Annotated in this window: 22 protein-coding genes; 12 read left to right on the top strand and 10 right to left on the bottom strand. The window is 71.1% G+C overall.

The genetic code is table 11. The features are described 5' to 3' along the window. Positions 1–41: 41 nt before the first annotated feature. The 3 genes from HNQ09_RS02595 to gyrA all read right to left on the bottom strand — a co-directional run bounded on the left by HNQ09_RS02595 (position 42) and on the right by gyrA (position 4,902). Complete coding sequence (locus tag HNQ09_RS02595) at positions 42–1,421, bottom strand: FAD-dependent oxidoreductase (RefSeq protein WP_184024982.1); 1,380 nt, start codon at positions 1,419–1,421, stop codon at positions 42–44. 125 nt (positions 1,422–1,546) lie between these two features. Next, positions 1,547–2,158, bottom strand: a complete 612-nt coding sequence (locus HNQ09_RS02590; protein WP_184024979.1) for a helix-turn-helix domain-containing protein — start codon at positions 2,156–2,158, stop codon at positions 1,547–1,549. A gap of 314 nt (positions 2,159–2,472) precedes the next feature. Continuing rightward, positions 2,473–4,902, bottom strand: a complete 2,430-nt coding sequence (gene gyrA, locus HNQ09_RS02585; protein WP_184024976.1) for a DNA gyrase subunit A — start codon at positions 4,900–4,902, stop codon at positions 2,473–2,475. A gap of 220 nt (positions 4,903–5,122) precedes the next feature. Between gyrA and HNQ09_RS02580 the strand changes: the two genes are divergently transcribed. The 4 genes from HNQ09_RS02580 to HNQ09_RS02565 are packed head-to-tail and all read left to right on the top strand — an operon-like array spanning position 5,123 to position 6,851. Further along, positions 5,123–5,824 (top strand): tyrosine-protein phosphatase, encoded by a 702-nt coding sequence (locus tag HNQ09_RS02580; protein WP_184024973.1) that lies wholly within the window; start codon positions 5,123–5,125, stop codon positions 5,822–5,824. 36 nt (positions 5,825–5,860) lie between these two features. Further along, positions 5,861–6,211: a roadblock/LC7 domain-containing protein gene (locus HNQ09_RS02575; RefSeq protein ID WP_184025207.1), complete on the top strand. Its 351-nt coding sequence runs from the start codon at positions 5,861–5,863 to the stop codon at positions 6,209–6,211. Then, on the top strand, positions 6,208–6,555 hold the full coding sequence (locus HNQ09_RS02570; RefSeq protein ID WP_184024971.1) for a roadblock/LC7 domain-containing protein: 348 nt from the start codon (positions 6,208–6,210) through the stop codon (positions 6,553–6,555). The genes HNQ09_RS02575 and HNQ09_RS02570 overlap by 4 nt, the downstream gene beginning before the upstream one ends. Continuing rightward, entirely contained in the window at positions 6,552–6,851 is a 300-nt protein-coding gene (locus HNQ09_RS02565) for a roadblock/LC7 domain-containing protein (protein ID WP_184024968.1), read from the top strand. The genes HNQ09_RS02570 and HNQ09_RS02565 overlap by 4 nt, the downstream gene beginning before the upstream one ends. 198 nt (positions 6,852–7,049) lie before the next feature. Here HNQ09_RS02565 and HNQ09_RS02560 read toward each other — a convergent pair whose 3' ends face one another. From HNQ09_RS02560 to HNQ09_RS02550, 3 genes are all read right to left on the bottom strand, one after another. Beyond that, the gene (locus HNQ09_RS02560) at positions 7,050–7,913 is read right to left on the bottom strand and encodes a PIG-L deacetylase family protein (protein ID WP_184024965.1); all 864 of its coding nucleotides are present in this window, start codon (positions 7,911–7,913) and stop codon (positions 7,050–7,052) included. Positions 7,914–8,027: 114 nt separating this feature from the next. Further along, on the bottom strand, positions 8,028–8,261 hold the full coding sequence (locus HNQ09_RS02555) for a hypothetical protein (protein WP_184024962.1): 234 nt from the start codon (positions 8,259–8,261) through the stop codon (positions 8,028–8,030). A gap of 31 nt (positions 8,262–8,292) precedes the next feature. Next, complete coding sequence (locus HNQ09_RS02550) at positions 8,293–8,793, bottom strand: cupin domain-containing protein (protein WP_184024959.1); 501 nt, start codon at positions 8,791–8,793, stop codon at positions 8,293–8,295. Between the two features lie 147 nt (positions 8,794–8,940). Between HNQ09_RS02550 and gluQRS the strand changes: the two genes are divergently transcribed. Genes gluQRS through trpA form a run of 3 tightly spaced genes read left to right on the top strand, consistent with a single transcriptional unit; the run spans position 8,941 to position 11,977 of the window. Further along, entirely contained in the window at positions 8,941–9,858 is a 918-nt protein-coding gene (gluQRS, locus tag HNQ09_RS02545; protein ID WP_184024955.1) for a tRNA glutamyl-Q(34) synthetase GluQRS, read from the top strand. Positions 9,859–9,914: 56 nt separating this feature from the next. Further along, positions 9,915–11,180 carry a tryptophan synthase subunit beta gene (gene trpB, locus HNQ09_RS02540; protein WP_184024951.1) on the top strand — a complete coding sequence of 422 codons (1,266 nt, stop codon included), beginning with the start codon at positions 9,915–9,917 and terminating at the stop codon, positions 11,178–11,180. Further along, complete coding sequence (trpA, locus tag HNQ09_RS02535; RefSeq protein ID WP_184024948.1) at positions 11,177–11,977, top strand: tryptophan synthase subunit alpha; 801 nt, start codon at positions 11,177–11,179, stop codon at positions 11,975–11,977. The genes trpB and trpA overlap by 4 nt, the downstream gene beginning before the upstream one ends. Positions 11,978–12,040: 63 nt before the next feature. Here the strand turns inward: trpA and HNQ09_RS02530 are convergent, their stop codons facing one another. After that, a complete protein-coding gene (locus tag HNQ09_RS02530) occupies positions 12,041–12,547 on the bottom strand; it encodes a YciE/YciF ferroxidase family protein (RefSeq protein WP_184024945.1) in 507 nt (168 codons plus the stop codon). Between the two features lie 160 nt (positions 12,548–12,707). Here HNQ09_RS02530 and HNQ09_RS02525 point away from each other — a divergent pair, with 160 nt between their 5' ends. Continuing rightward, complete coding sequence (locus HNQ09_RS02525; protein WP_184024942.1) at positions 12,708–13,568, top strand: MBL fold metallo-hydrolase; 861 nt, start codon at positions 12,708–12,710, stop codon at positions 13,566–13,568. 33 nt (positions 13,569–13,601) lie between these two features. On the opposite strand, the gene HNQ09_RS02520 is transcribed toward HNQ09_RS02525, so the two are convergent. After that, positions 13,602–16,364 carry an NHL repeat-containing protein gene (locus tag HNQ09_RS02520; RefSeq protein ID WP_184024939.1) on the bottom strand — a complete coding sequence of 921 codons (2,763 nt, stop codon included), beginning with the start codon at positions 16,362–16,364 and terminating at the stop codon, positions 13,602–13,604. Positions 16,365–16,517: 153 nt separating this feature from the next. Here HNQ09_RS02520 and HNQ09_RS02515 point away from each other — a divergent pair, with 153 nt between their 5' ends. Then, on the top strand, positions 16,518–17,822 hold the full coding sequence (locus tag HNQ09_RS02515; RefSeq protein WP_184024936.1) for a hypothetical protein: 1,305 nt from the start codon (positions 16,518–16,520) through the stop codon (positions 17,820–17,822). A 42-nt stretch (positions 17,823–17,864) separates the two neighbouring features. On the opposite strand, the gene HNQ09_RS02510 is transcribed toward HNQ09_RS02515, so the two are convergent. Continuing rightward, positions 17,865–18,044 carry a hypothetical protein gene (locus HNQ09_RS02510; protein ID WP_184024933.1) on the bottom strand — a complete coding sequence of 60 codons (180 nt, stop codon included), beginning with the start codon at positions 18,042–18,044 and terminating at the stop codon, positions 17,865–17,867. Positions 18,045–18,116: 72 nt separating this feature from the next. On the opposite strand from HNQ09_RS02510, the gene HNQ09_RS02505 reads away from it, so the two are divergent. The 3 genes from HNQ09_RS02505 to HNQ09_RS02495 all read left to right on the top strand — a co-directional run bounded on the left by HNQ09_RS02505 (position 18,117) and on the right by HNQ09_RS02495 (position 21,095). Then, positions 18,117–19,982, top strand: coding sequence for an N-acetylmuramoyl-L-alanine amidase family protein (locus tag HNQ09_RS02505; protein WP_184024930.1), 1,866 nt, complete (start codon positions 18,117–18,119; stop codon positions 19,980–19,982). Positions 19,983–20,064: 82 nt separating this feature from the next. After that, positions 20,065–20,595 (top strand): hypothetical protein, encoded by a 531-nt coding sequence (locus HNQ09_RS02500; RefSeq protein ID WP_184024928.1) that lies wholly within the window; start codon positions 20,065–20,067, stop codon positions 20,593–20,595. Beyond that, positions 20,592–21,095, top strand: a complete 504-nt coding sequence (locus HNQ09_RS02495; RefSeq protein ID WP_184024926.1) for a hypothetical protein — start codon at positions 20,592–20,594, stop codon at positions 21,093–21,095. Before HNQ09_RS02500 ends, HNQ09_RS02495 begins: the two co-directional genes overlap by 4 nt. Before the next feature lie 2 nt (positions 21,096–21,097). On the opposite strand, the gene HNQ09_RS02490 is transcribed toward HNQ09_RS02495, so the two are convergent. Continuing rightward, positions 21,098–21,628 (bottom strand): ankyrin repeat domain-containing protein, encoded by a 531-nt coding sequence (locus HNQ09_RS02490; RefSeq protein WP_184024924.1) that lies wholly within the window; start codon positions 21,626–21,628, stop codon positions 21,098–21,100. Positions 21,629–21,633 lie beyond the last annotated feature (5 nt).

The raw sequence follows: 21,633 nt of genomic DNA, 5'->3' as shown, positions 1-21,633 counted from the left end.
CCCTGGCCCCCCCCTGCCCTCCCGGCGCTGTGCGGCGGCGCTTACGCCTTGCGGCGGTGCGTCAGCATCTCGCGTTTGTGGACCACCTTGGCGCGGGGGCGGCCCTGGCCCTGGCCCTGGGCGAGTTCGTGGGCGTCGAGCACCTGCCAGTCCTCGAAGGTGTACACGTCCACGCCCTTGCGTGCCAGCCGCGCGTCCACGGCGGCGCGGGTCGCTTCCCCGTCGGGCGCGGCGGGAAAGGCCCCGGCCCCGGCGTCCGCGAGCAGCCCCGCCACCGTGTCCACCGCGTCTTTCTTGTTGGTGCCGATCACGCCGCTGGGACCGCGCTTGATCCAGCCCGCCGTGTACTCGCCGGGTCGGCCCTCCACCCGGCCCCCCTCGTTGGGAATCACGCCCCGGCGCTCGTCGAAGGGCACGCCCGGCAGCGCGACGCCCCGGTAGCCGATGGAGCGCAGCACCATCTGGACGGGCAGCGTCTCGTACTCGCCAGTCCCGACCGCGTTGCCGTTCTCGTCCAGCCTGTTGCGCTCGACCCTCAGGCCCGCCACGTTCCCCTCACCGTCGTCCAGAATCTCGACGGGCGAGACCAGGAACCGCAGGTGGATGCGCCGCTCCTTGCCCTCCGGGGTCCGCACGGCGAAGTCGCGCAGCACTTCCAGATTCTTCCTCTTCACGTTGTCGGTGAGGGCTGCTTCGGCCGCCTCGTCCACCTGCACCTCGGCGGGCTTGACGATGGGGTCGGCGCCCGCAAGCTCGCCGAACTCGCGCAGTTCCTTGGTGGTGAAGGTCGCCTGCGCGGGACCCCGGCGGCCCAGCACCCACACGTCTTGCACCGGGCTGCGTTCCAGGGCACTCAGGGCGTGCTCGGCGATGTCGGACTCGCGCAACTCGGCCACCGTCTTGGACAGGATGCGGCTCACGTCCAGCGCCACGTTGCCCACGCCGACCACGGCCACCCCGGTCGCGTTCAGCACCAGCTCACGCGCCGCCGCGTCGGGGTGCCCGTTGTACCAGGCGACGAACTCGGTGGCGCTCATGGAGCCGTGCAGGTCCTCGCCGGGAATCCCCAGGCGGCGGTCGGAGGACGCCCCCACCGTGTAGACGAGGGCGTCGTAGTGCTCGCGGGCCTCCTCGTAGGTCAGGTCGGTGCCGAACTCCACGTTGCCCAGAAAGCGCACCCGGGGGTCCGAGAGGGTCTTCTCAAAACCCTTGGTCACGCTCTTGATCGTGAGGTGGTCGGGCGCCACCCCGTAGCGCACCAGGCCGTAGGGGGTGGGCAGGCGGTCGAACACGTCCACCTCGACCGGCAGGGCCGTCTGTTTGGTCAAGGCTTCGGCGGCGTAGATGCCGCTGGGACCGCTGCCGATCACCGCGACGCGCAGGGGCCGCTCGGGAGAGAAGGGAGAAGAAGAGGTCGTCATCCGGGCGAGTCTAGCGGGCGCTGGCGGCGCAGCGGCAGTCACGAGTCCCTCTGGCCGAGACACTGGAGCGCCCACAAAAAGCCGCCCGGCGTGAACCGGACGGCCTGAACGCTGGAGAGGGAGACTCAGGCAGCGGCGATGGTGCTCAGCGCCTGCTCGTTCTTGAGGGTGATCTTGCCGTACCCGGCGCTGATCACGCCCTCGCGGCTGAGTTCGCCGACGACCTTGGTGACGGTCTCGCGCACGCTGCCGACGGCGGCGGCCAGTTCGTCGTGGGTGGCGTAGATCATCGTCTCGCCGGAGTCGAGCTGGGTCGCCAGCGCGGTGTCCTTGAGTTCCAGCAGCTCGCCCGCGATGCGCGCACGCAGCCGCTTGCCGACCAGGCGGTAGATGCTCTCGTAGGCGCGCTCCAGGGTCTTGACCAAGTGGGTGGTCACGACCAGGTTGTCCTCGGCGCTCATCAGCGCCGGGTTGATCACGTCCACGCTGGAGTCGGTCACGGCCTCCGCGAAGTAGGCGCGGTTCACGCCGGCCAGCGCTTCCTCGCCGAAGTACTCGCCGGGCTTCACGTAGCGCAGGGTCAGGCCGTTGCCGTCGTCGTCCATGGTGTGCACGCGGATGAGTCCCGAGGCCACGCGGTAGAGCATGTCGCTCTTGCCGGGGTAGAGGATCACCGCGCCGGGGCGGTAGGTCACGGTGTCGACGAAGGTCTTGGTCAGCGAATTGGTCTGGGTCATTGGGGTCGCCTCCTCGGCGTTGGTGTTGACATGAACCGGGCACATCCCGGCATGGATCACAGTGTAACCTACGGTCACTATTTTGTAAACAGTTTTGTTTCTTTAACCGCCATTTAGCTTACGAAGCGTCCCTGCGCCTCTCCGGTCGCGAGTCGGCTCCACGTCGAACAAAAGGGGGCAGGCGCGGCGGCGCCCCTCCTCATGGCGGGTTCATAGGTGCGCGCGGCGAGGCGGCCGGGTGGCCCGGACCGGGCAGGCGACGAAAAAGCGCCCAGCCATCCGGGGCCGGGCGCTGCGGGAGGGCCGCTGTGGGCTTACAGCTCGTCCTCGCGGCGGATCGGGAAGGCGCTGATCACACGGTCCTTGTCGCCGATATTGATGACCTTCACGCCCTGCGCGTTGCGGCCGGTCACCCGGACCTCCTCGACGCGGGTGCGGATCACGGTGCCCTTCTCGGTGAGGACCATCAGCTCCTCGTCGCCCGCCACGTGGGTCAGGGTGACCAGCTTGCCGGTCTTGTCGGTCACGTCGAGGGTGATCACGCCCAGGCCGCCGCGCCCCTTGCTGGGGTAGTCGCCCACCGGGGTGCGCTTGCCCAGGCCGTACTCGCTGACCGCCAGCAGTTCGCTGCCGTCGTCGCCGCCGGGAACCAGCGCCATGCTGACCACGCAGTCGTCCTCGCGCAACCGGATGCCGATCACGCCCTGGGTGGCGCGGCCGGTGTCGCGCACCTCGGTCGCGGCAAAGCGCATCGCCTGGCCCTCGCGGGTCGCCAGCACCACGTCGTCGCCGTCGCGCTGGATGTCCACGCCGATCAGCTCGTCGCCGGGCTGGAGGTTGATGGCGATCAGTCCCGCCGAGGTGATGTTGCCGTAGTCGGTGATCAGCGTCTTTTTGACCATGCCCTTGCGGGTGGCGAAGACGAAGCTGCCCGCCTCGTCGAAGCCCTTCACGCTCAGCACGGACGCGATGTTCTCGTCCTCGCGCAGGGAAGGCAGCAGGTTGCGGATGTGGGTGCCCTTGGCGTCACGGCCCGCTTCCGGCAGGTCGTAGATCTTCTCGTGGAAGACCCGGCCCTGGTCGGTGAAGAACAGCAGGTAGTCGTGGGTGCTGCCCACAAAGACGCGGGTGTTGATGTCCTCGTCGCGCAGCTTGCCGCCCGAGGCGCCGCGCCCGCCCCGCCCCTGCGCCCGGTAGGCGGTCAGGTTGGTGCGCTTGAGGTACCCGGCGCGGGTCATGGTGATCACCATGTCCTCGACCGCGATCAGGTCCTCCTTGGAGATGTCGTCTTCCAGGTCGGTGATGGTCGAGCGGCGCTCGTCGCCGTAGCGGTCGCGGATGTCGCGGATTTCTTTCTTGATCTCGCGCCACAGCAGCTTCTCGTCGCCCAGGATCGAGCGCAGGCGCTGAATGGTCTTTTGCAGCTCGTCGTACTCGGCCATCAGCTTCTCGCGCTCCAGGCCGACGAGGCGCTGGAGGCGCATATCCAGGATCGCCTGCGACTGAATCTCCGAGAGGCCGAAGCGGGCCATCAACACGTCCCGCGCCTCGGCGCCGGTGTTGCTGCCGCGAATCAGGCTGATGACCTCGTCGATATGGTCGAGCGCCTTGACCAGACCTTCGAGCACGTGGGCGCGTTCCTCGGCCTTTTTCAGGTCGTAGGCGGTGCGGCGGGTCACCACGTCGCGGCGGTGGTTCAAGAAGGCCTGCATGGTGTCGATGAGGGGCAGCACGCGCGGCTCGCCGTTCACGATGCTGAGGTTGATCACCGTGAAGGTGCTTTGCAGCTGGGTGTACTTGTACAGCTGGTTGAGCACCAGCGTCGGGATCGCGCCGCGCTTCAGCTCGATCACGATCCGCACCGGCTCCTTGCGGTCGGACTCGTCACGCAACGCACTGATGTCGGGGATCTTGCCCGCCTTGTACATCGCCGAGATGGTCTGGATCAGGTTGGTCTTGTTCACCTGATAGGGAATCTCGGAGATGATGATCTGGGTGCGCCCGTTTTTCTCGTCGATGCGGGCCTTGCCGCGCACCTTCAGGCCCGAGTGCCCGGTCGCGTAGGCCTCGCGGATGCCCTGGCGGGAGATACGTCCGCCGGTCGGGAAGTCCGGTCCCAGCACGTGGGTCATCATCTCGTCGAGGCTGGTCGCGGGGTTGTCGATCAGCGCCAGCAGGCCGTTGCTGATCTCGGTGAGGTTGTGCGGCGGGATGTTGGTCGCCATCCCGACCGCGATCCCGGTCGCGCCGTTGATCAGCAGGTTGGGCACCGCCGAAGGCAGCACCGCAGGTTCGACGGTCGTCTCGTCGTAGTTGGGCTTGTGATCGACCGTCTCCTTTTCGAGGTCGGCCAGCACTTCCTCGGCGACCTTGGTCATCCGGGCTTCGGTGTAGCGCATGGCGGCGGGCGGGTCGCCGTCGATGGAGCCGAAGTTGCCCTGCGGGTCCACCAGGGTGTAGCGCATGTTCCACCACTGCCCCAGCCGCACCATCGCGTCGTAGATCGAGGAGTCACCGTGGGGGTGGTACTTCTTCATCACCTCGCCGACGACCGACGCACTCTTGGCGTGCTTGTGGTTGGCGGCCAGGCCCTCAAGCAGCATCGCGTACATGATGCGGCGCTGCACCGGCTTCATGCCGTCGCGCACGTCGGGCAGCGCGCGGTCCACGATCACGTTCATCGCGTAGTTGATGAAGTTGGTCTTGACCTCAGCGGTGATGTCAACAGGGTGGATTCCAGTCATGAGACTCCAGTCTAGGGGCGCCAGTCAGGCCCGGTGGCCCGCTGACGAGGGGAGGGGGAGAGGCCCGGTACAGCGCCGGGAATAGAATGAGTATACCAGATTATGCTGTTAGCGTAATAGCGCCCATTCCCTCAACTGCGGCTATTCTACCGCACCCGGACGCGAAAAACAGGATGGAGAGGGGGGGCGCGGACCACCGCCGAAGCGCGACCATAGCCCCGTGTTCACTCCCCCCGACGGCGCCCTGAACTTCCGCCGCCCGCTGCCGGGCCTGTGCCGCAGCGGCACCCTCGGCCGCCTGAGCGGGCGGGGAAGGCAAGAACTTCTGGCCGTTGGATTCGCCCGGATTATCGACCTACGAAACCGCACCGAGCGCGACCGGGACCCGCCGCCGTTTCTGGGCCGCCCCGAATACCTGAATCTGCCGCTGCTGCCTCACCGCAACCGCGCGCTGAACACGGCCACAGCGGAAGCGCAGACAAATGCCGATCACTACCGCGCGCATCTCGACCATGCCGCCAATCAGATCGTCGCCATTCTCGGCGCCGTGCTGGACGCGCCGCCCGGCCCGGTGCTGCTGCACTGCCACGCCGGGAAGGACCGCACCGGCCTGATCGTGGCGCTGTGTCTGGAGCTGGCGGACGTGCCGCGCGCGGAGATCGCGGCAGACCACGCGGCCAGCGGGCCAGCGCTGGCGGACTTTTACGCGGACGCCCAGGCCAGCAAAACGCTCGGGGCCTGGGCGAGCCTGGCTCCTTTCGCCCCTTCCCGGCTGGAGGACATTCTGGCCGCTCTGGACCATCTGGAGACCCGCTGGGGAAATCCTGGGCTTTACCTGGCCGCCTGGGGCTTCGGGCGGGCCGAGCAGTCGGCGCTTACCGCGCGGCTTCAGGAGTTCCCCGGTCGCCTGATGGGCCTGTGAGAATTTTGCGTGAGCAGGCCCCCTATCATCGCGGCGATGCTCACCCATCTCACGCAACTGGTGGCCGACGTGGACGGGGCCTGGGCCGCCGCCATCGGCGGACTTGACGGCCTGCTGGTCGAGGGCCACGCCTCGGCCACCACCGACCTGAATCTTCTCGTGGCCGAACACGCCGGGCTGCTGCGGGCCGCGACCCTGGCCTACGAGGGCACGCTGGGGGGCGGCGCGGCGCGCGAGCTGTACCTGCGCGGCGAGCGCCTCAGCGTGTACCTGCACCCCATCACTTCCGACTTCTTCCTGCTGCTGGCCCTGGACGCCCGCAGCAACCTGGGGCAGGCGCGGCTGTATGGCCGGGACGCCGCCCGCCGACTGGAGGGCTACCTGTGAGCGTCAAACTCGACCCCCTGCGCGGGGTGCCGGGCGTGGTCGCCAGCGCCCTGGTCGGCCCTGACGGCCTGCCCATCGAGCTGCTGGGCGAGGGGGGAGACGCCCTGGCGGCCGAACTCGCCTCGCTCAAGGTGGGCCTGGACCGCACGGCCCGCCGCCTGGGCGCCGGAAGCGTCACCCGCCTCGCCTTTACCAGCGAGCGGGTCGAGGTCGTCGCCGTGACGAGCGGCGACTTTGTCCTGGGGGTGGCGCAGACGCGCGGCACCGACACCCGCGCCGCCCAGCAGCTGCTGGCCCGCCTGGCGCTGGAACTGGGCAGCCTGCCCCGCCTGGAGCCGGCGTGATCTCGCAGCTTCTGGAGGTGCGCGGTATCCGGCACGTCGCCCTGATCGACGCGGCGGGCGGCATCGTGAGCAGCGCGGGGGGCGGCAGCGATATCAGCGTGGTGCAGGCGGGCCGCGCGGTGGTCACCAGCCTGCAAGCGGCGCTGGGCGGCGGCGAGTGGCAGGACCTGCTGCTCGACCTCGACGGCGGCCCGGTGCTGCTGACCCCCCACGGCGATCAGGTGCTGCTGACCGCCTTCGACGAGGTCGCCAGCCTGGGCCGGGTGCGCTTCGCGGTGCGGCGACTGCTGCACTGAGTTGCCCGGACGGGGAGGGGTCAGGTCCCTCCCAGGACTCCTGGTCAGGAAGCGGCGCGCACGCGGAAAATGTGGCCGGGCAGGGACCGAGGGCCGTTCGGGTCCCCACCCGCCACAGGTCTTGCAAGGGCGCGGGTTGAGGAAGGTGGACCGGGAAGGCTCTTGCCGCTCCGGTCCACGTTCCTGACAGCCTGGCGCCTACCGTCCGCTCTCCTCCCCGTCCAGCGCCTCATACCCCGGCAAGCCGTCGAACAGGCCGCGCAGCGGGTAGCGGGCCAGGGCGGTGCGGGTGCCGCCGATGGAAAAGCCCTCGGTGCCCAGCATCCGGGTTTCCATCTCGGCGCGCTCCTGGGGCGACAGGCGGCCCAGCAGGCTGGTCTCGCCCGTCTGGGTGCCGTGGGCAGCCAGGGCGGCTTTCTTGTTCTCGGCGTAGGCGGCCACGTTCAGGCGCACGGCGACCGTGCTCTCGCCCACCCCGTAGACCAGCGGGTCGAGGTCCTGGCCCATGCGCGCGATGCCCTGCGCGGCCTCGTGGGACATCGCCGTGTAGTACAGCCGCTGCGGCCCGCCCCCTGGCAGGTGCCCGCTGCTGAAAAAGGCCGCCGTGGTCGCCCGGTGAATCTGAAGGTGGTCCACGTGCCCGTAGCCGCCGTGCGGATCGAAGGTCACGATGACCTGCGGCCCCACGTCCGCGATCAGGGCGCGGAGTTTGACCTCCACGTCCAGCGGGTTCACGTTCATCAGCGCGAGGGGGTCGTCATGGCGGGTGCGCTCGTAGCGGCCCGAGTCGTGGTAGTCCAGAAAGACGGGTTCCTCCCCGAGTTCCAGGGCGCGGCAGGCCTCGCGCAACTCCTGCTCGCGCTGCTGGCCGAGGTCGTCCACCGTCATGCCGGGCACCGTGATCTTGCCCGCCTCGCCCCGGGTCGCGCAGGCCAGGACCACCCGCACCCCTCTGCGCGCGTAGTGGGTCAGCGTGCCGCCCACGCTGAAGGCCTCGTCGTCGGGGTGGGCGAACACGGCGAGAAGGGTGGCCTGCGGCACAGAGGCGGGCGGAAGGGTCATGCGCGGCAGTGTACGCCCGGGAACGTCCCCCGGCCCCCCACGTAACGGCAGCATGAAAGCCGCGTGGAGCGCCCTGTGGACGCTGGCGCGCGAGGCGCTGTACGCGGCGACCTTTCAGCCGTCGCCAGCGCCGGAGCGGCGCTCACCCTCCTCCAGGCGCAGGCCCCGTTCGTAGAAGTCCCACAGCTCCTGGGTCCAGCCCTCGTACAGGCGGCGGCGGTTACCGAGGTCGGCGGCGTCCAGCGCGTCTCCCAGCGCCCGGTAAAAGCGGCTGCCCTGCTCGCGCAGCGCCCGCGCGGTCCAGTACGTCTCGGAGGTCAGCAGCGTCTGCACGCGCGGGTCGGTCATGCGGCCATGATGGCGTGCCGGGGGTCCGGGGTCAGCGTGCCGGGGGCAGCTCCGCGAATTCGTACCCGTAGCGCCCGGTCAAGGCCTGCAAGCTCGCCTGCGCGGCCGGGTCCTGCGGGAGAGCCTGAAGGGGATGGCGTCCCTGCGCCGCCTCCACGAAGAAGTCTTCCATGCCACCGGGAGAAAAGATCAGCAGCACGCGGACGGGGTCTGGGTGGGGGTTGAACGGCTGATGAACGGTGCCGCGCGGAATGACCACGAACGAGCCTGCCGGGGCCTGCACGGTCTGCTCGGCCACCCGCACGCTCAGTTCTCCGTCCAGCACGTAAAACGTCTCCTCGTGCCAGCGGTGCAGATGCGGGCGCGGCCCCGGAGAGCCGGGCGGCAGCAGGTTGTCGTGGACCGAGTAGGCCCCGGCGGTCTGGGCACTTCCCAGCTTGAGCACCATCGGCCCGCCAATGGGATTGACCAGCGCCGTCCCGCCTTGCGGAGGGATGAGAAACCGTGCGGCGGACTCTGCGGCGGTCTTCATGGTGGACCTCCCTGAGCTGTCCGGCAGGTCGGGTCGGGGCCGGGGGCGGGCGCCCGGCCCGCGCCGGGTGAGGTGCTGAATATTCTGCGCCTGTCCGTGGGCGGCTTGCCACCTTGCGCCGTTGCCCGGAGCCTTAGCCTGGGGAGCGTGACTTTCCCACCCTCCCCCCTCGTGGGCCGTTTCGCGCCCAGCCCGACCGGAGCGATGCACCTGGGCAACGCCCGCACGGCGCTCCTCGCCTGGCTGCACTCGCGGGCGCTGGGCGGACAGCACCTGCTGAGGTTCGAGGACCTCGACAGCGGGCGGGTCCGGCCCTGGGCTTATGACGTGACCCGCCGCGACCTGGAATGGCTGGGCCTCGACTGGGACGCCGAATCGCGGCAGTCCGGGCGGCTGGACGTGTACGCAGCCGCGCTGGCCCGGCTGACGAGGGCGGGGGAGACCTACCCCTGCACCTGCACCCGCCGCGAGGTGCTGGAGGCGATTCAGGACAGCGCCGGAGCGCCCCACGGGGCCGAACCCGTCTATCCGGGCACCTGCCGCGCCCGCCCCTCTGACCCTCAGCGCCCCGCCGCGACGCGCTGGAAGGTTCCCGACCAGACCGTGTGCGCCCACGACAGCCTGACCGGCGAGACGCTCTGCCAGCACCTCCTCCGTGAGGTGGGCGACTTCGTCCTTCAGCGTAACGACGCCGTCTTCGCCTATCACCTCGCCGTGGTCGTGGACGACGCGCTGACTGGCGTGACGGACGTGGTGCGCGGCGCCGACCTCTGGCCCGCCACTCCCCGGCAGGTCGCCTTGCAGTGGACGCTGGGTTTCGCCACGCCGCGCTATCTGCATGTCCCGCTGCTGACCGACTTCCGGGGCGAGCGCCTCGCCAAGCGCGGGGGGGCGCCGTCCGTGCAGGCGCTGCGGGAGGCGGGGGAGGCCCCCGGACGGGTCCTCGCGGCCCTGGCCCGCTCGCTGGGCTGGGACGTGCCTGGGGCCGTCCAGGCCGCCGAACTGCTGCCGCTGTGGCGCGGGCACCTGAGCGCTGCCGGATTCCTCCCGAAGTCACAAACTTAGACCAGTTGTCTAAGTTTCCCTAACGCCCGTTAGGGGGGCCTCGCTAGCATGAGGGCATGACCTCCTCCGCCTCTGTCACGCTGCCGAGCTACCCGCAGCCGGACGCCCGTGGGCGCTTCGGGCGCTTCGGCGGGCGCTACGTGCCCGAGACGCTGATTCCGGCGCTCGACGAACTCGAGGCGGCGTACCTGGCCGCCAAGGCCGACCCCGCCTTCCTGCAAGAGTTGGACCGTCTGTTGCGCGAGTTCGTGGGCCGTCCCAGCGCGCTGTACCTCGCGCAGCGGCTCACCGAGCACGCGGGCGGCGCGAAAATCTACCTCAAGCGCGAGGACCAGAACTACACGGGCGCGCACAAGATCAACAACTGCCTCGCGCAGGCCCTGCTTGCCAAACGCATGGGCAAACGCCGGGTGATCGCCGAGACGGGCGCCGGGCAGCACGGGGTCGCCTCGGCCACCGCCGCCGCGCTGCTGGGGCTGGAGTGCATCGTGTACATGGGCCGCGAGGACATCCGCCGCCAGGCCCTCAACGTCTTCCGGATGCGGCTGCTGGGCGCCGAGGTCCGCGAGGTCACCTCCGGCACCCAGACCCTCAAGGACGCCACCAACGAGGCGATCCGCGACTGGGTGACCAACGTGCGCGACACCTTTTACATCCTGGGCAGCGTGGTGGGGCCGCACCCCTACCCCGCGATGGTCCGCGACTTCCAGAGCGTGATCGGGGAGGAAACCAAGGTGCAGCTTCAGGCGCTCGAAGGCCGCCCGGCCCCCGACGCCATCGTCGCCTGCGTGGGCGGCGGCTCCAACGCCATCGGGATTTTTGCGCCCTACGCCTATCTGCCCGAAGACCAGCGCCCCCGATTGATCGGCACCGAGGCCGCCGGGGAAGGGGTGGACAGCGGCAGACACGCCGCCTCGGTCGCGGGAGGCCGCGTCGGCGTGCTGCACGGCTCGATGATGTACCTGCTCAACGATTCGGAAGGCCAGATCGTCCCGCCGCATTCGGTCAGCGCCGGGCTGGACTACCCCGGCATCGGCCCCGAGCACTGCCACTACAGTGAAACGGGCGTGGCCGAGTACGTGCCCATCACCGACGCGCAGGCGCTGGAGGCCCTGCAACTGCTGACCCGCCTGGAGGGCATCATTCCGGCCCTCGAAAGCGCCCACGCGATCTACCACGCCGTCCAGCTGGCCCGCGAACTCGGGCCGGAAGGGGTGATCGTGGTGAACCTCTCCGGACGCGGCGACAAGGACGTGGCCGAGGTGATGCGCCTGCTGGAACTGGAGCAGCCCCAGGGCCAGCGCGGGGAGGTGCGCGCATGACCGCCACCCTGACCCGCGGCGCCGAGCGCATCCACGCTGCTTTCGCCCGCGCGGGGGCGGAAGGCCGCGCCGCCTTCATTCCCTTCATGACCGCTGGGTACCCGACGGCGGAAGGCTTCCCCGCCGTGGCCGACGCGCTGCTGGAACAGGCCGACCTGCTGGAAGTCGGGATTCCCTACTCCGATCCGCTGGGGGACGGCCCGACCATCCAGCGGGCCTCCGAGCAGGCGCTGGCGGGCGGCACCAGCACCCGGCGCACGCTGGCGCTGGTCCGGGACTTGCGGGCGCGCCACGACACCCCGCTCGTGATCATGACCTACGTCAACCCCATCTACGCGGTCGGCCCGCGCGAGTTCATGCGCCTGGCCGCCGAGGCGGGCGTGGACGGCCTGATCCTCCCCGACCTGCCGCCCGACCAGGACCTGGAAATCGCGGACCTGGCCGCCGAGCACGGGCTGGCGGTGACCTTCCTGATCGCCCCGACCTCCACGCCTGAGCGGGTGAAACTCGTCGCCGAAGCCTGCACCGGCTTCCTGTACGCCGTCAGCGTGACCGGCGTGACTGGGGCGCGTGAGGGCACGGCGCTGGCCGAGGTGCCCGCGATGCTGGCCCTGGCCCGCGAACACGCCCGGGTCCCCGTCGCCGTGGGCTTCGGGGTCAAGGACGCGGCCACCGCCCGGCAGGTCGCGGCGGTCGCGGACGGGGTGGTGGTGGGCAGCGCCTTTATCAACGCGGTGCGCGAGGGGCAGGACGTGGGCGCCCTGGCCGCCGAGATCGCGCGGGGCTGCCGGAAGTAGAGGTTCACGAGTGAGCGGGGCCACGGGTTCAAGCGCCGTGGCCCCGCTTCCTTTCTCCCGGCCTCAGCCCAGCGCCTGCATGTTGATGCTGCGGGCCAGCCCGGTCAGCTTCATGTCGGTGGCCTTTTCCTCGTCCTCGCTGGTCCGCAGCAGCTCGGCGTCTTCCGTGCGGCCCAGGATCTCGGCGTAGGTCCGCAGGGTGCCGTAGGCCGAAATCTCGTAGTGCTCGGCCCGCTGCGCGGCGGCGATCAGGCCCGCGTCGCGCACGGCGGGGTCGGCCTGGCGCTCGATCATCTCCTGGCCCTCGGCGACCAGGCCGCGCATCGCCTGGCAGGTCTTGCCGCCGGGTTGCCCGCCCAGCTCCCCCACGATCCGCTCCAGGCGGGCGATCTGTTCGCGGGTCTGCCCCGCGTGCAGCTCAAAGCCCTGGCGCAGCTCGGGAGTGCTCGCCGCCTGCGCCATCTTTCCGAGTGACTCCAGCAGCTGCCGCTCGGCCGAGTACACGTCCTGAAGCTGCTCGAGGTAGAGGTCTTGCAGGTCCGTCATCTTCATGCTCATGCCCTGGGTCATGTCACGCCTCCCGGATGAGGTGGCCCGGCCCGCTGGCCCGGCGGATGCGGCCAGTCTTCCGGTCCGGGAACGGGAAGCGGGTGGGGACGGGGTGAACCGGACTTCACCCACGGCACCCCGGGTTCCGTGCGGGGGGCGGCGCAGGCTCTACACTCCCCGAATGTCCTGGACCCAGCATCTGCGAGTCGGCGAGGCCGACGTGTACTCCCTCACCGACGGCCAGTTTCGCCTCGACGGCGGCGCGATGTTCGGCAGCGTTCCCAAGGTCCTGTGGGAGCGCGTCTCGCCCGCCGACGACCTCAACCGCATCCGCCTCCGCATCAACCCGCTGCTGATCCGGCTGGGCGGGAAAAACGTTCTGGTCGAGACCGGCTTCTGGGACGGGGGCGGCGAGAAATTCGAGGCGATGTACGCCCTCGACCGCGACGAGACCGTCTTCCGGGGCCTGTCCGACCTGGGCCTGGGGCCTGCGGACATCGACCTGGTCATTAACACCCACCTGCATTTCGACCACGCCGGGCGCAACGTGACCCCGGGCGGCGAGCCGACCTTCCCGAATGCCCGCTACGTGGTGCAGCGCCAGGAACTGCACGACGCCCGCCACACCCACGAACGCAGCCGCGCGAGCTACGTGGCCGACTTCATCGAGCCGGTGGCGGGCGCGGGCCTCTTCGACGTGGTGGAGGGTGAACACGAACTGCTTCCCGGCCTGAGCGTACTGCCGCTGCCCGGCCACAACCTCGGCCAGCAGGGGGTGGTGCTGCGCTCGGGCGGACAGGTGCTGGTGTACGCCGCCGACCTGATCCCGACCCTGGCTCACACGCCCTATCCCTACATCATGGGCTACGACCTCTATCCCGTGACCACGCTGGAGACGCGCAAGCGCTACCTGCCGGGGTGGTTCGAGGAAGGCGCGGTGATCTGCACGCCGCACGACCCCGACGTGGCCTTTGCGCGGCTGGAGGAGGGGAAGAAGGGGGGCTTCGTGGCGGCGAGGCTGGACCATGAAAACACCGCGTGACGGGTGAGGTCACGCGGCGAAAAAGGGCGGAGCTTACTTCAGCAGGCTGGCGAAGTAACGCGTGACCATGTTGCCGGTCGCCTGGTCGTAGGCCGATTCACCGGTCACGGCCCACACCCCGCCGGAAGCGTCGGGAGTCCCGCCCGCCAGGAAGCTGTTCGGGTTGGAGGTGCTGCCGGAGAGCGGGATGACTTGGGTGCTGCCGCTCGCCGTGTCGAGCCTGATCACCTCGGACGCGCGGCTGAGCCACAGCGTCCCCGGCGCGGCGCGGTCGAGGCCGAGCAGGCTGAACGAGCCGGTGAGGGGCAACAGCGCCGTGGTGCCCGAGGAGCTGACGCGCAGCACGCCGTCATACTGGGGCAGGTACACGGTTCCCCCGTTGTCGGTGGCGGCGGCTTCAAAATAGCTGACCGTCCGGTCCAGGGTCACTGTGCTCACGGCGGCGCTGCCCACGTCGACGCGGTACAGGGTGGTGTTCGAGGAGGGCAGCACGACGACTGTCTGGCCGTCGGGGCTGGCGCTCAGGGACTCGTACCCCCGGTAGGGCCGGGTGGCGTCCACGACCGTGACGGTGCCCGCCTCGAAGTTCACCCGGGCCAGCGCCGCCGAGGACGTGGCCGAGGAGGTGTCTTTCAGGAACCACAGGTTGCCCTGAGCGTCAACCGCTCCCCGTGCGAAATTCTGGCCGTCCTGAACGCCGAACGTCCGGGCGGTGCGGGTGCCGTCGGGGCGCAGGCGGGTCAGGGTGTAGGTCAGCGTTCCGGCGCTGTTCACCTCGGTCACGAGCAGGGCGTCGCCGTTGGGCGCAGGCAGCAGGGTGGGCCGCCCGGTCAGGACCTCACGCTGCGCCACCGCCCCGCCCTGCATGCGCAGCAGGGTGAACGAGGACGCGCCGCCGCTGTACTGCTCAGGCGTGATGACCCACAGCCCGCCCGGGGTTGGAACGGCCCGCTGGAACCCGTTCAGGTCCAGGGGGGTGCGCGCGGGCGTGACCGTGACCGGCACGGTGTCCGGGGCGCCCTGGGTGTTGCGGACCTTCGGCCCGGTCACGCGGGCATTTACCGTGGCGAGAGGGGCGTCGGCGCTGGCGCTGACCTGCACGGTGACCTGGGCGCTGCCGCTCTCGGCCAGGGTGACCGTCTCGGTGGAGGCCGTCACTCCGGCAGGCAGGCCGCTCAGCGTGACGGTCGTGGTGCCGCTGAAGAATTCCTGGCTGAACACGCTGAAGGTGACCCCCCGGGTCTCTCCCCGGGCCAGGCTGAGGCTGGTGCCGTAGGGCACGTTTGCCATCACGCTCGGCGCGGTCAACCGGAAGCTGGAGAGCGTGCCGCGTCCGACCTCGGTTGCGCCCTTCTTGACGATCACAGTCAGCGGGCCGCTGTAGGAGGCGGCGTTCTCGTCCGCGCTGAAGGTCAGGGCCGCGCCCAGCGCCTGCGGCTGCACGGCGGCGCTTAGGGCCTGAAGGCCGCGCCCACCCGCGCCCTGGGTGCCGAGGGTGGGCAGGGTGACGGTTGAAGGCGTGACTGTCACGCCGGGAACGTTGGTCTCCAGCGTCACCTGTCCGCTCAAGCCGCCCGTCTGCGCGAACACGACCTCGCGGGTAGCCGACTTCCCGGCCCGGAGCGTCAGGTCGCTCGTGTCCCGGAAGAACACCGAGACACTCTCCCGGGCGCGGTCAAGGGTCAGGGTGGTGCGGGCCCCGGCCTCCAGGTTGCGGAAACGCAGGTCGTAACGGTACTCACCGCTGCTGACTTCCGCGATGCTAAAAGCGTTCCAGCCCTGTACGACGCGGAGGTCGAGGTCCAGGCGCTGGGATCCCGGGCAGATCGCAGTGCCCTTGAAGGTCGCCGCCGTATCGGAGTACACGCGGACCACGTCACGCCCGTCGGTGGTCTGCTCAGTCACGAAGCCCAGAAAATCACCCTGTCGGCTGTAGGTCGCGCCTCTGGCCATCTCCGAGCCGAAGTCGGGGGCGCTGCGCTGCCCGGTGAAGGTGCAGTCCTCCAGGAAAGGGGAGAGTTGCCCAGGCGTGGGCAGACCCGCGTCCACGTTCCCGGACAGCGTGATGGTCGGCGTACTCGCGGCCACGACCGTTCTGCCAAAGCTGAAGTACGCCTTCAGGTCGCCCGTCCCGAAGGTCCAGCCGTCCAGGGTGCCCCGCACGCGGCTGGGGTCCAGCGTCGTGCCGGGTAGGGCTGCGAAACTCAGTGTCACGGTCTTGCTGGCGTCCAGCGTGACGGTCTGCGCGGTGGGAACCGTGAAGCCGTCCACGCTGCCCGCCTCCACCCGGAACACGTCGCCAGCCTTGAGATTTTCCAGGGTCTTGCTGCCCTCCACGAAGCCGCTGAACACCTGGATCTTGGTCGTCTCGTTCGTGACCGTGACCGGAGCGCTGCCAGTCCCCTCCAGCTTGACCGTCAGCGTGTGCAGCGTGGGAGCGGGCGGCGTCACGGGAGCCGCCGCGTACGCCAGCGTCACGGTCTTATTCGCGTCCAGCGTGACCGTCTGCGTGGCGGGGGCCGTATACCCGTTGACTGCCGCGCCCGTCACCTCGAACACGTCCCCGGCTTTCAGGTCGCCGAAGGTCTTGCCGCCCTCCAGCGTGCCGCTAAACACCTGGGTCTTGGTCGTCGTGTTCGTGATCGTTACGGGCGCGCTCGGCACGCCGCCAAGCTTGACCGTCAGGCTGTGGGTGGTCGGGGCGGGGGGTCGGGGCGGTTCATTGATCGGGCCGGGGCACGCCGTCAGCAGCACCGTGAGGCCGAGCATCGCACTGGGGAGTTGCAGTCTCTTCATGTCCGCTCAGGATTCTAATGGCGTTTTCTGACGGTGGTATGACGGTTTGCGGTTCCCGCCCGGCGTGAGGTAGCCGTCGGGATAAGAAAGATGGGTGAACCTCAGGGCGGTGAGGGCTGCCCTTCGGCGCCCCGTGTGTGCTTCCCTGTGGCTATGGGTGAAGCGAAACGCCGCAAACAACTGGGCCTGATGCCCACGGTGCATCCTTTCGAGGCCGAGATCGCCCTGGACGGAACGGTCACGCTGCGGCGCGGACCGGACGACGCGGCGCTGCGTGAGCGGTTGCTGACGGCGCTGCGCGAGACGCAGCCGCAGGCGGAGGGCTGGGCGAGGGCCTACCGGCGGGCCTACGTGCTGGCCGGGCTGGCCCGCGAGGCCCTGCGGACACCGGGGGACCTGGAGGCCATTCCCGTGCCCCCGCTGCGGCGGCTGGCGGGCGAGCTGGTGCTGGGCTTCGGCGCCCGCACGCTGGAGGACGGCTCCCCGGGCCTGACGCGCGACCACGCCCTGCTGGACGGCGATGGAGACGGCGCGGCGCTGCGGGTGCGGACGCGGCAGCATTCCTTTGACGGCGAGCGCTGGCAGAGCCTGCCGGGGCAGGCGGACCCGGTCGCGGGCCTGCGCGAACTGTTGCGGCATCCGCTGGCGCAGCAGCCGGGGCGTCTGGTCGCCTCGCTGCGCGCCGAACACTGGCGCGAGGGCCGCATCGACTTCGACCCCGAGCCGCCGGAGGAGATGCTGGAGGAGCTGGAGGCCCTGGTGCGCGGGTGGCACGGCGGCGGGCCGGAGGGCTGGGAGGCCGCCCACCTGGGGGCCTTCGCGCGGGCGGAGGCTGACCCGCCGGGCGAGGAGGGAACGCCCACCGCCCGCCGCGTGACGCTGGAACTGCGCGAGGAGACGCCGCTGGGGTCCCCCTTCGCCCTGGCCTTCCTGGGCGGGCTGGAGGTGCATCTGGACCCGGACGCGGGCGCGTACACCCTCGACAGCGAAACCTGGCAGCTCTACGCCGACCCCGGCGCCGTCCATACCGAGGAGGACTCCTCCGGCCTGGGGGAGCTGATCAGCTCCATGCTCGACGTGGACACCGTGCCGGTCACCGTCTGGGCCGACGGGCGCATCGAATGGACGCCGGGGGACGTGCCGGAGGAGCACGCCGACCGCCTGCGCGGGGACCTGCGCGGCGCGACCGGCGCGGGCGACCCCGCAGCCTGGGCCGGGTGGACCCGCGCCCTGCTCGCGGAGACCTTTGCGGACGAGGCGCCCTGGCTGGGGGGGGTGGGAGAACTGCCGCCCGTGCAGGCCGTGCGTCTCGACCTCCCCACCGACGCGCTGGCCGACCCCGACGACCCCGCGCAGTACTTCATCGAGTCCGAGGTGAGTTTCGACGGCCAGGCCTGGCGCGACCTCTACGCCGAGGAGCTGCCGGAGGAGTTGCAGGGGCTGCGGCCCACGAACTGACCGGGCGGCTGGACAGGGCCGGAGGCAGATCGGCAGACCCCGTTACCGTGTCCGGCCTGACTGCTCCAGTTCCTGCACACGGTCTTCCAGTTGCTGAATACGTTCGGCTTCCCGGCTGCGCCCGGCGAGGCGAATGACTCGCACGACTACCCAGAGGCCACCGAGCAGCAGGGCCAGCAAGGACAGCAGCACGATAATTTCCCCGGGGCTGATGTTAGGCATGGCTCACTGTAGGTCAGTTGCGGAAGGCGGCCGCCTTCCCCCGCCCGCCGCGCGCGTGGTAGACCTCCCCCTATGCTCCCGCGCCGCGCCGCCCTGGCCTTCGCCCTGCTCGCTGCCCCTGCGTTGACCGGGGCCAGCGCCGCGCCGGAGGTGTTCGTCGCCTATCCGCCCCCGGAGCACCGGGTCGCCTTCGACCACGTGCTGCTGGAGGGCAGCGTGCCTCCCGGCGCGTCTCTCAGCATCGGCACGCAGGCCGCGCCGGTAGGACCCGACGGCCTCTTCATCCTGTGGTGGCCGCTGCGGGTGGGCACCAACGACCTGCGGCTGGTCACCACGCTGGGGGGGCAGAGCGGGCAGCGCACCCTGCGGGTGATTCGCACCCCGGCTGCCCCGCTTCCCGCTGCCCCCACCCAGATCGAGCGCGCCAGCCTGCGCCCCGCCGCCGACCACGAGTTCTGGGACCCCGCCGGGGACAGCGCGGCCGAGCGCAGCGTCCGGGTGGCGTTCCGGGGGTCTCCGGGAGGCCGGGCGACCTTCCGGGTGGGGGAGGGGCCGCCCGTTCCACTCACCGAGGAGCGCCCCGGCGAGTACGCGGCGACCTACACGCTGCCCACGGCGCAGCTGTTCCAGGCGGCCCCCGTGACGGTCACGCTGACCGGGCGCGACGGCCGGACGGTGGGGGCCGCCGCGCCCGGCCGCCTGACCAGCCTGGGCGGCCTGCGGGCGGGCAGCGGCCCCCGCACCGGCATCCAGCGGCCCGGCAGCGTGCGTGGCCTGGGCCTCAACGACGCGGGCAACGTGACCACCACGCTGCGGGGGGAGCCGTTTCTCTTTCCGCGCGACGGGATGACCTTCCGGCTGGTGGGGCGGGTGGGCCAGGATGTGCGTGCCCGGCTGGCGCCCGGCGTGGGGGTGTTGATCACCGCCGGGCAGCTGGAGCTGACGCCCGGCTCGCCCGCCCCGGCGCGGGGGGGCACCGTGACCTTGGAAGCGCCTGCGGCCGCCGGGGCGCCCCCGCTCCCCACCCCGGAGCTGGCCCCTCTTCCGCCCGCGCCCCTCCCGGCAGACGACCTGCGGGTGCGGATCGGGCTGGGGGGCGCGCGGGTGCCTTTCACCCTGAGTCAGGAGCAGGGGGGGCGCCGCCTGAGCCTCACGCTGTACGGCCTGGAGACGCCGCCCACCCTGCCCGCGCCGCTGGCCGACCGGCTGATCGCGCGGGCCGAGGTGCAGCCGGTGGCCCTGGGCGTCACGCGCCTGAGCCTGGACCTGAGCGCCCCGCAGGCCTGGGGCTTTTTCGCCACCTACGAGGGGGACGACCTGTGGCTGACCGTGCGCCGCCCGCCCACGCTGGACGCCGCGCGCCCGCTGGCCGGACGGGTGATCGCCCTGGACGCCGGGCACGGGGGCACCCAGCACGGCGGGGCCGGTGCCCTGCGCGTGCCCGAAAAGGCGCTGATGTTGCCGCTGGTCCTGCGCGCTGCCGAGCTGCTGCGGGCGGCGGGCGCCGAGGTGGTCCTCACCCGGAGCGCCGACGTGACCCTGGGGCTGTACGAGCGCGGCCTTCAGGCCGAGGCCGCCCGCGCCGACCTGCTGGTCTCGGTTCATGCCAACGCCCTGCCCGACGGCCGCGATCCGCGCGGGATTCGCGGCCCGGAGGTGTACTTCACCCACCCGCAGGCCGAGGCCCCCGCCGCCGCGATCCTGAGCGCCCTGCGGCGCACCCTGCCGGAACTCGGCCCCGGCGCGGGCCTGAAGCCAGGCGCCAATCTGGCCCTGACCCGCCCCACCACCCAGCCCAGCCTGCTCGTCGAGACCGCCTACCTCACCGACCCCGGCAACCTGCGCCTCCTGATGGACCCGGCGGGCCGTGAGCGCTTCGCCCAGGCCATCGCCTCGGGCATCGCGGATTTCTACGCGGCCCAGACCGCGGCCCAGTAGGCGGCGCAGGCGGCGGGAAGGGAGCCGGGGGGGAGGGGCGCCTCTTCAGCCGGGCATCACACCCACCGGGTACGCTCGGACCATGGCCTCGCGCACCCTGACTTCGGCGGCCCTGACTCCGGCCGCCTTGACCCTGGCGGCCTTTTGCGCGGTGCCGGTGCAGGCGCAGCAGACCTCCACTTCCGGACCTGCGGCGGCTCCTGCGGGCGTCGGCGCCAGCCTCGCCGCGCCCCGCCGCGTGACCGGGCCAGTGCCGCTGACCCTCACGCTGAAGTCCAGCCGGGCGGCCCCGCTGCCCCTCTCGCTGGGCCGCGACAACGACCAGAACTGCGCTTTTGCTCCCACGGTGCGCGTCTTGCGGGTGGGCACCCGCGAGGTCGTCTTTCCAGTTCCCGGTGCCGAACCCCGGCTGTGCAGCCAGGAACTTCAGGCCAAGACCCTGCCCGCCCGCGGCCGCGTCGCCTTCACACGCCCCCTTGACCTCCCTGCCGGGGAGTACCTGATCGAAGGTTGGTTCGCGGGCCTGGCGGACGGGGCGCGCGTCAAGATCCCGGCGCGGCCCGTGCGGGTCACCGTTCGTTCGCCTCGCCCCTCCGGAGGTGGTGTGCCATGAAGCCCCTGCTGATCCTCGCCTTGCCGCCGCTGCTGGGCAGTTGCGCGCTGCTGGGCACGGTCCGCGACTCGCTCTCGCCTTCTGCGGCGTCCCCGGCGGTGGTGGCGCCCGGCTCGCCCCTCACGGCCCAGGCCGGGGCCAGCGTGGCGCCGGGGGCAGGCGCCGTCGCCGCCACACTGACGCTGCGCAACACCGGCCAGCAGCCTGTCACCCTGCGCTACGCCGCCGGGATGAACTGGGGCAACTGCGGCCTGCCGCCCTTCGTCGCCCTGGCCCGCGCGGGCGGCGAGCCGCTGCCCCCGCCCGCGCTGCCCCCGGGCGCCGCCTGCCCGGAGCTGCTGCTCTCGCGCACCCTGGCCCCCGGCGAGACGCTCACGTTGCGGCGCACGCTGCCGCCGCTGCCGCCGGGCACCTACACCCTGAGTGCCTGGCTCGACGGGCAACTGGGCGGTCAGGCCGCGCGGGTGACGGCCCCGCCCATTCGCGTGCAGGTGCCGTAGCGCTAGCCTTCCAGCCGCGCCGCGAGTTGGGCCGCCGTGTTCCCGGCGCCCATCTGCCGCGCGGCGTCCAGGGCCGAGGCTCCGGCGGCGTCCCGCGCCCGCAGCTCGGCCCCGCGCGAGAGCAGCAGCTCGACCAGCTCGGTCCGGTCAAACATCGCCGCCAGCATCAGGGGGGTGCGGCCGTCCGGCCCGGCGCCGTCCACCCTGGCCCCGCCGCCGAGCAGCAGTTCGGCCATCGCCCGGTCCCCCCGGAAGGCGGCGGCGCCCAGCGGCGTCTGGCTGCGGTCGTTGAACAGTTCGGGGTCGGCGCCGTGGGCCAGCAGCAGCCGGGCCGTTTCCAGGTGGCCGTGGTAGCTCGCCAGCAGCAGCAGGCTGTCGCCCTTCTGGTTGAGCAGGTTGGCCGGGAGGCCGCGCTCCAGCAGTGGCCCGAGCTGCGCGGCGTCCCCGAAGCGCACGAGTTCCAGCACGTCCTGAAGGAAAGCCAGCGTCTCGGCGTCGGGCACGGGCGGGGTGGGGGAGGTGGGGTCGGACATGGGCG

Source organism: Deinococcus budaensis, assembly GCF_014201885.1.
Taxonomy (GTDB): Bacteria; Deinococcota; Deinococci; order Deinococcales; family Deinococcaceae; genus Deinococcus; species Deinococcus budaensis.
Note: the sequence above shows the minus strand (reverse complement) of the source record. Positions and strands in the feature narration are given on the sequence as shown.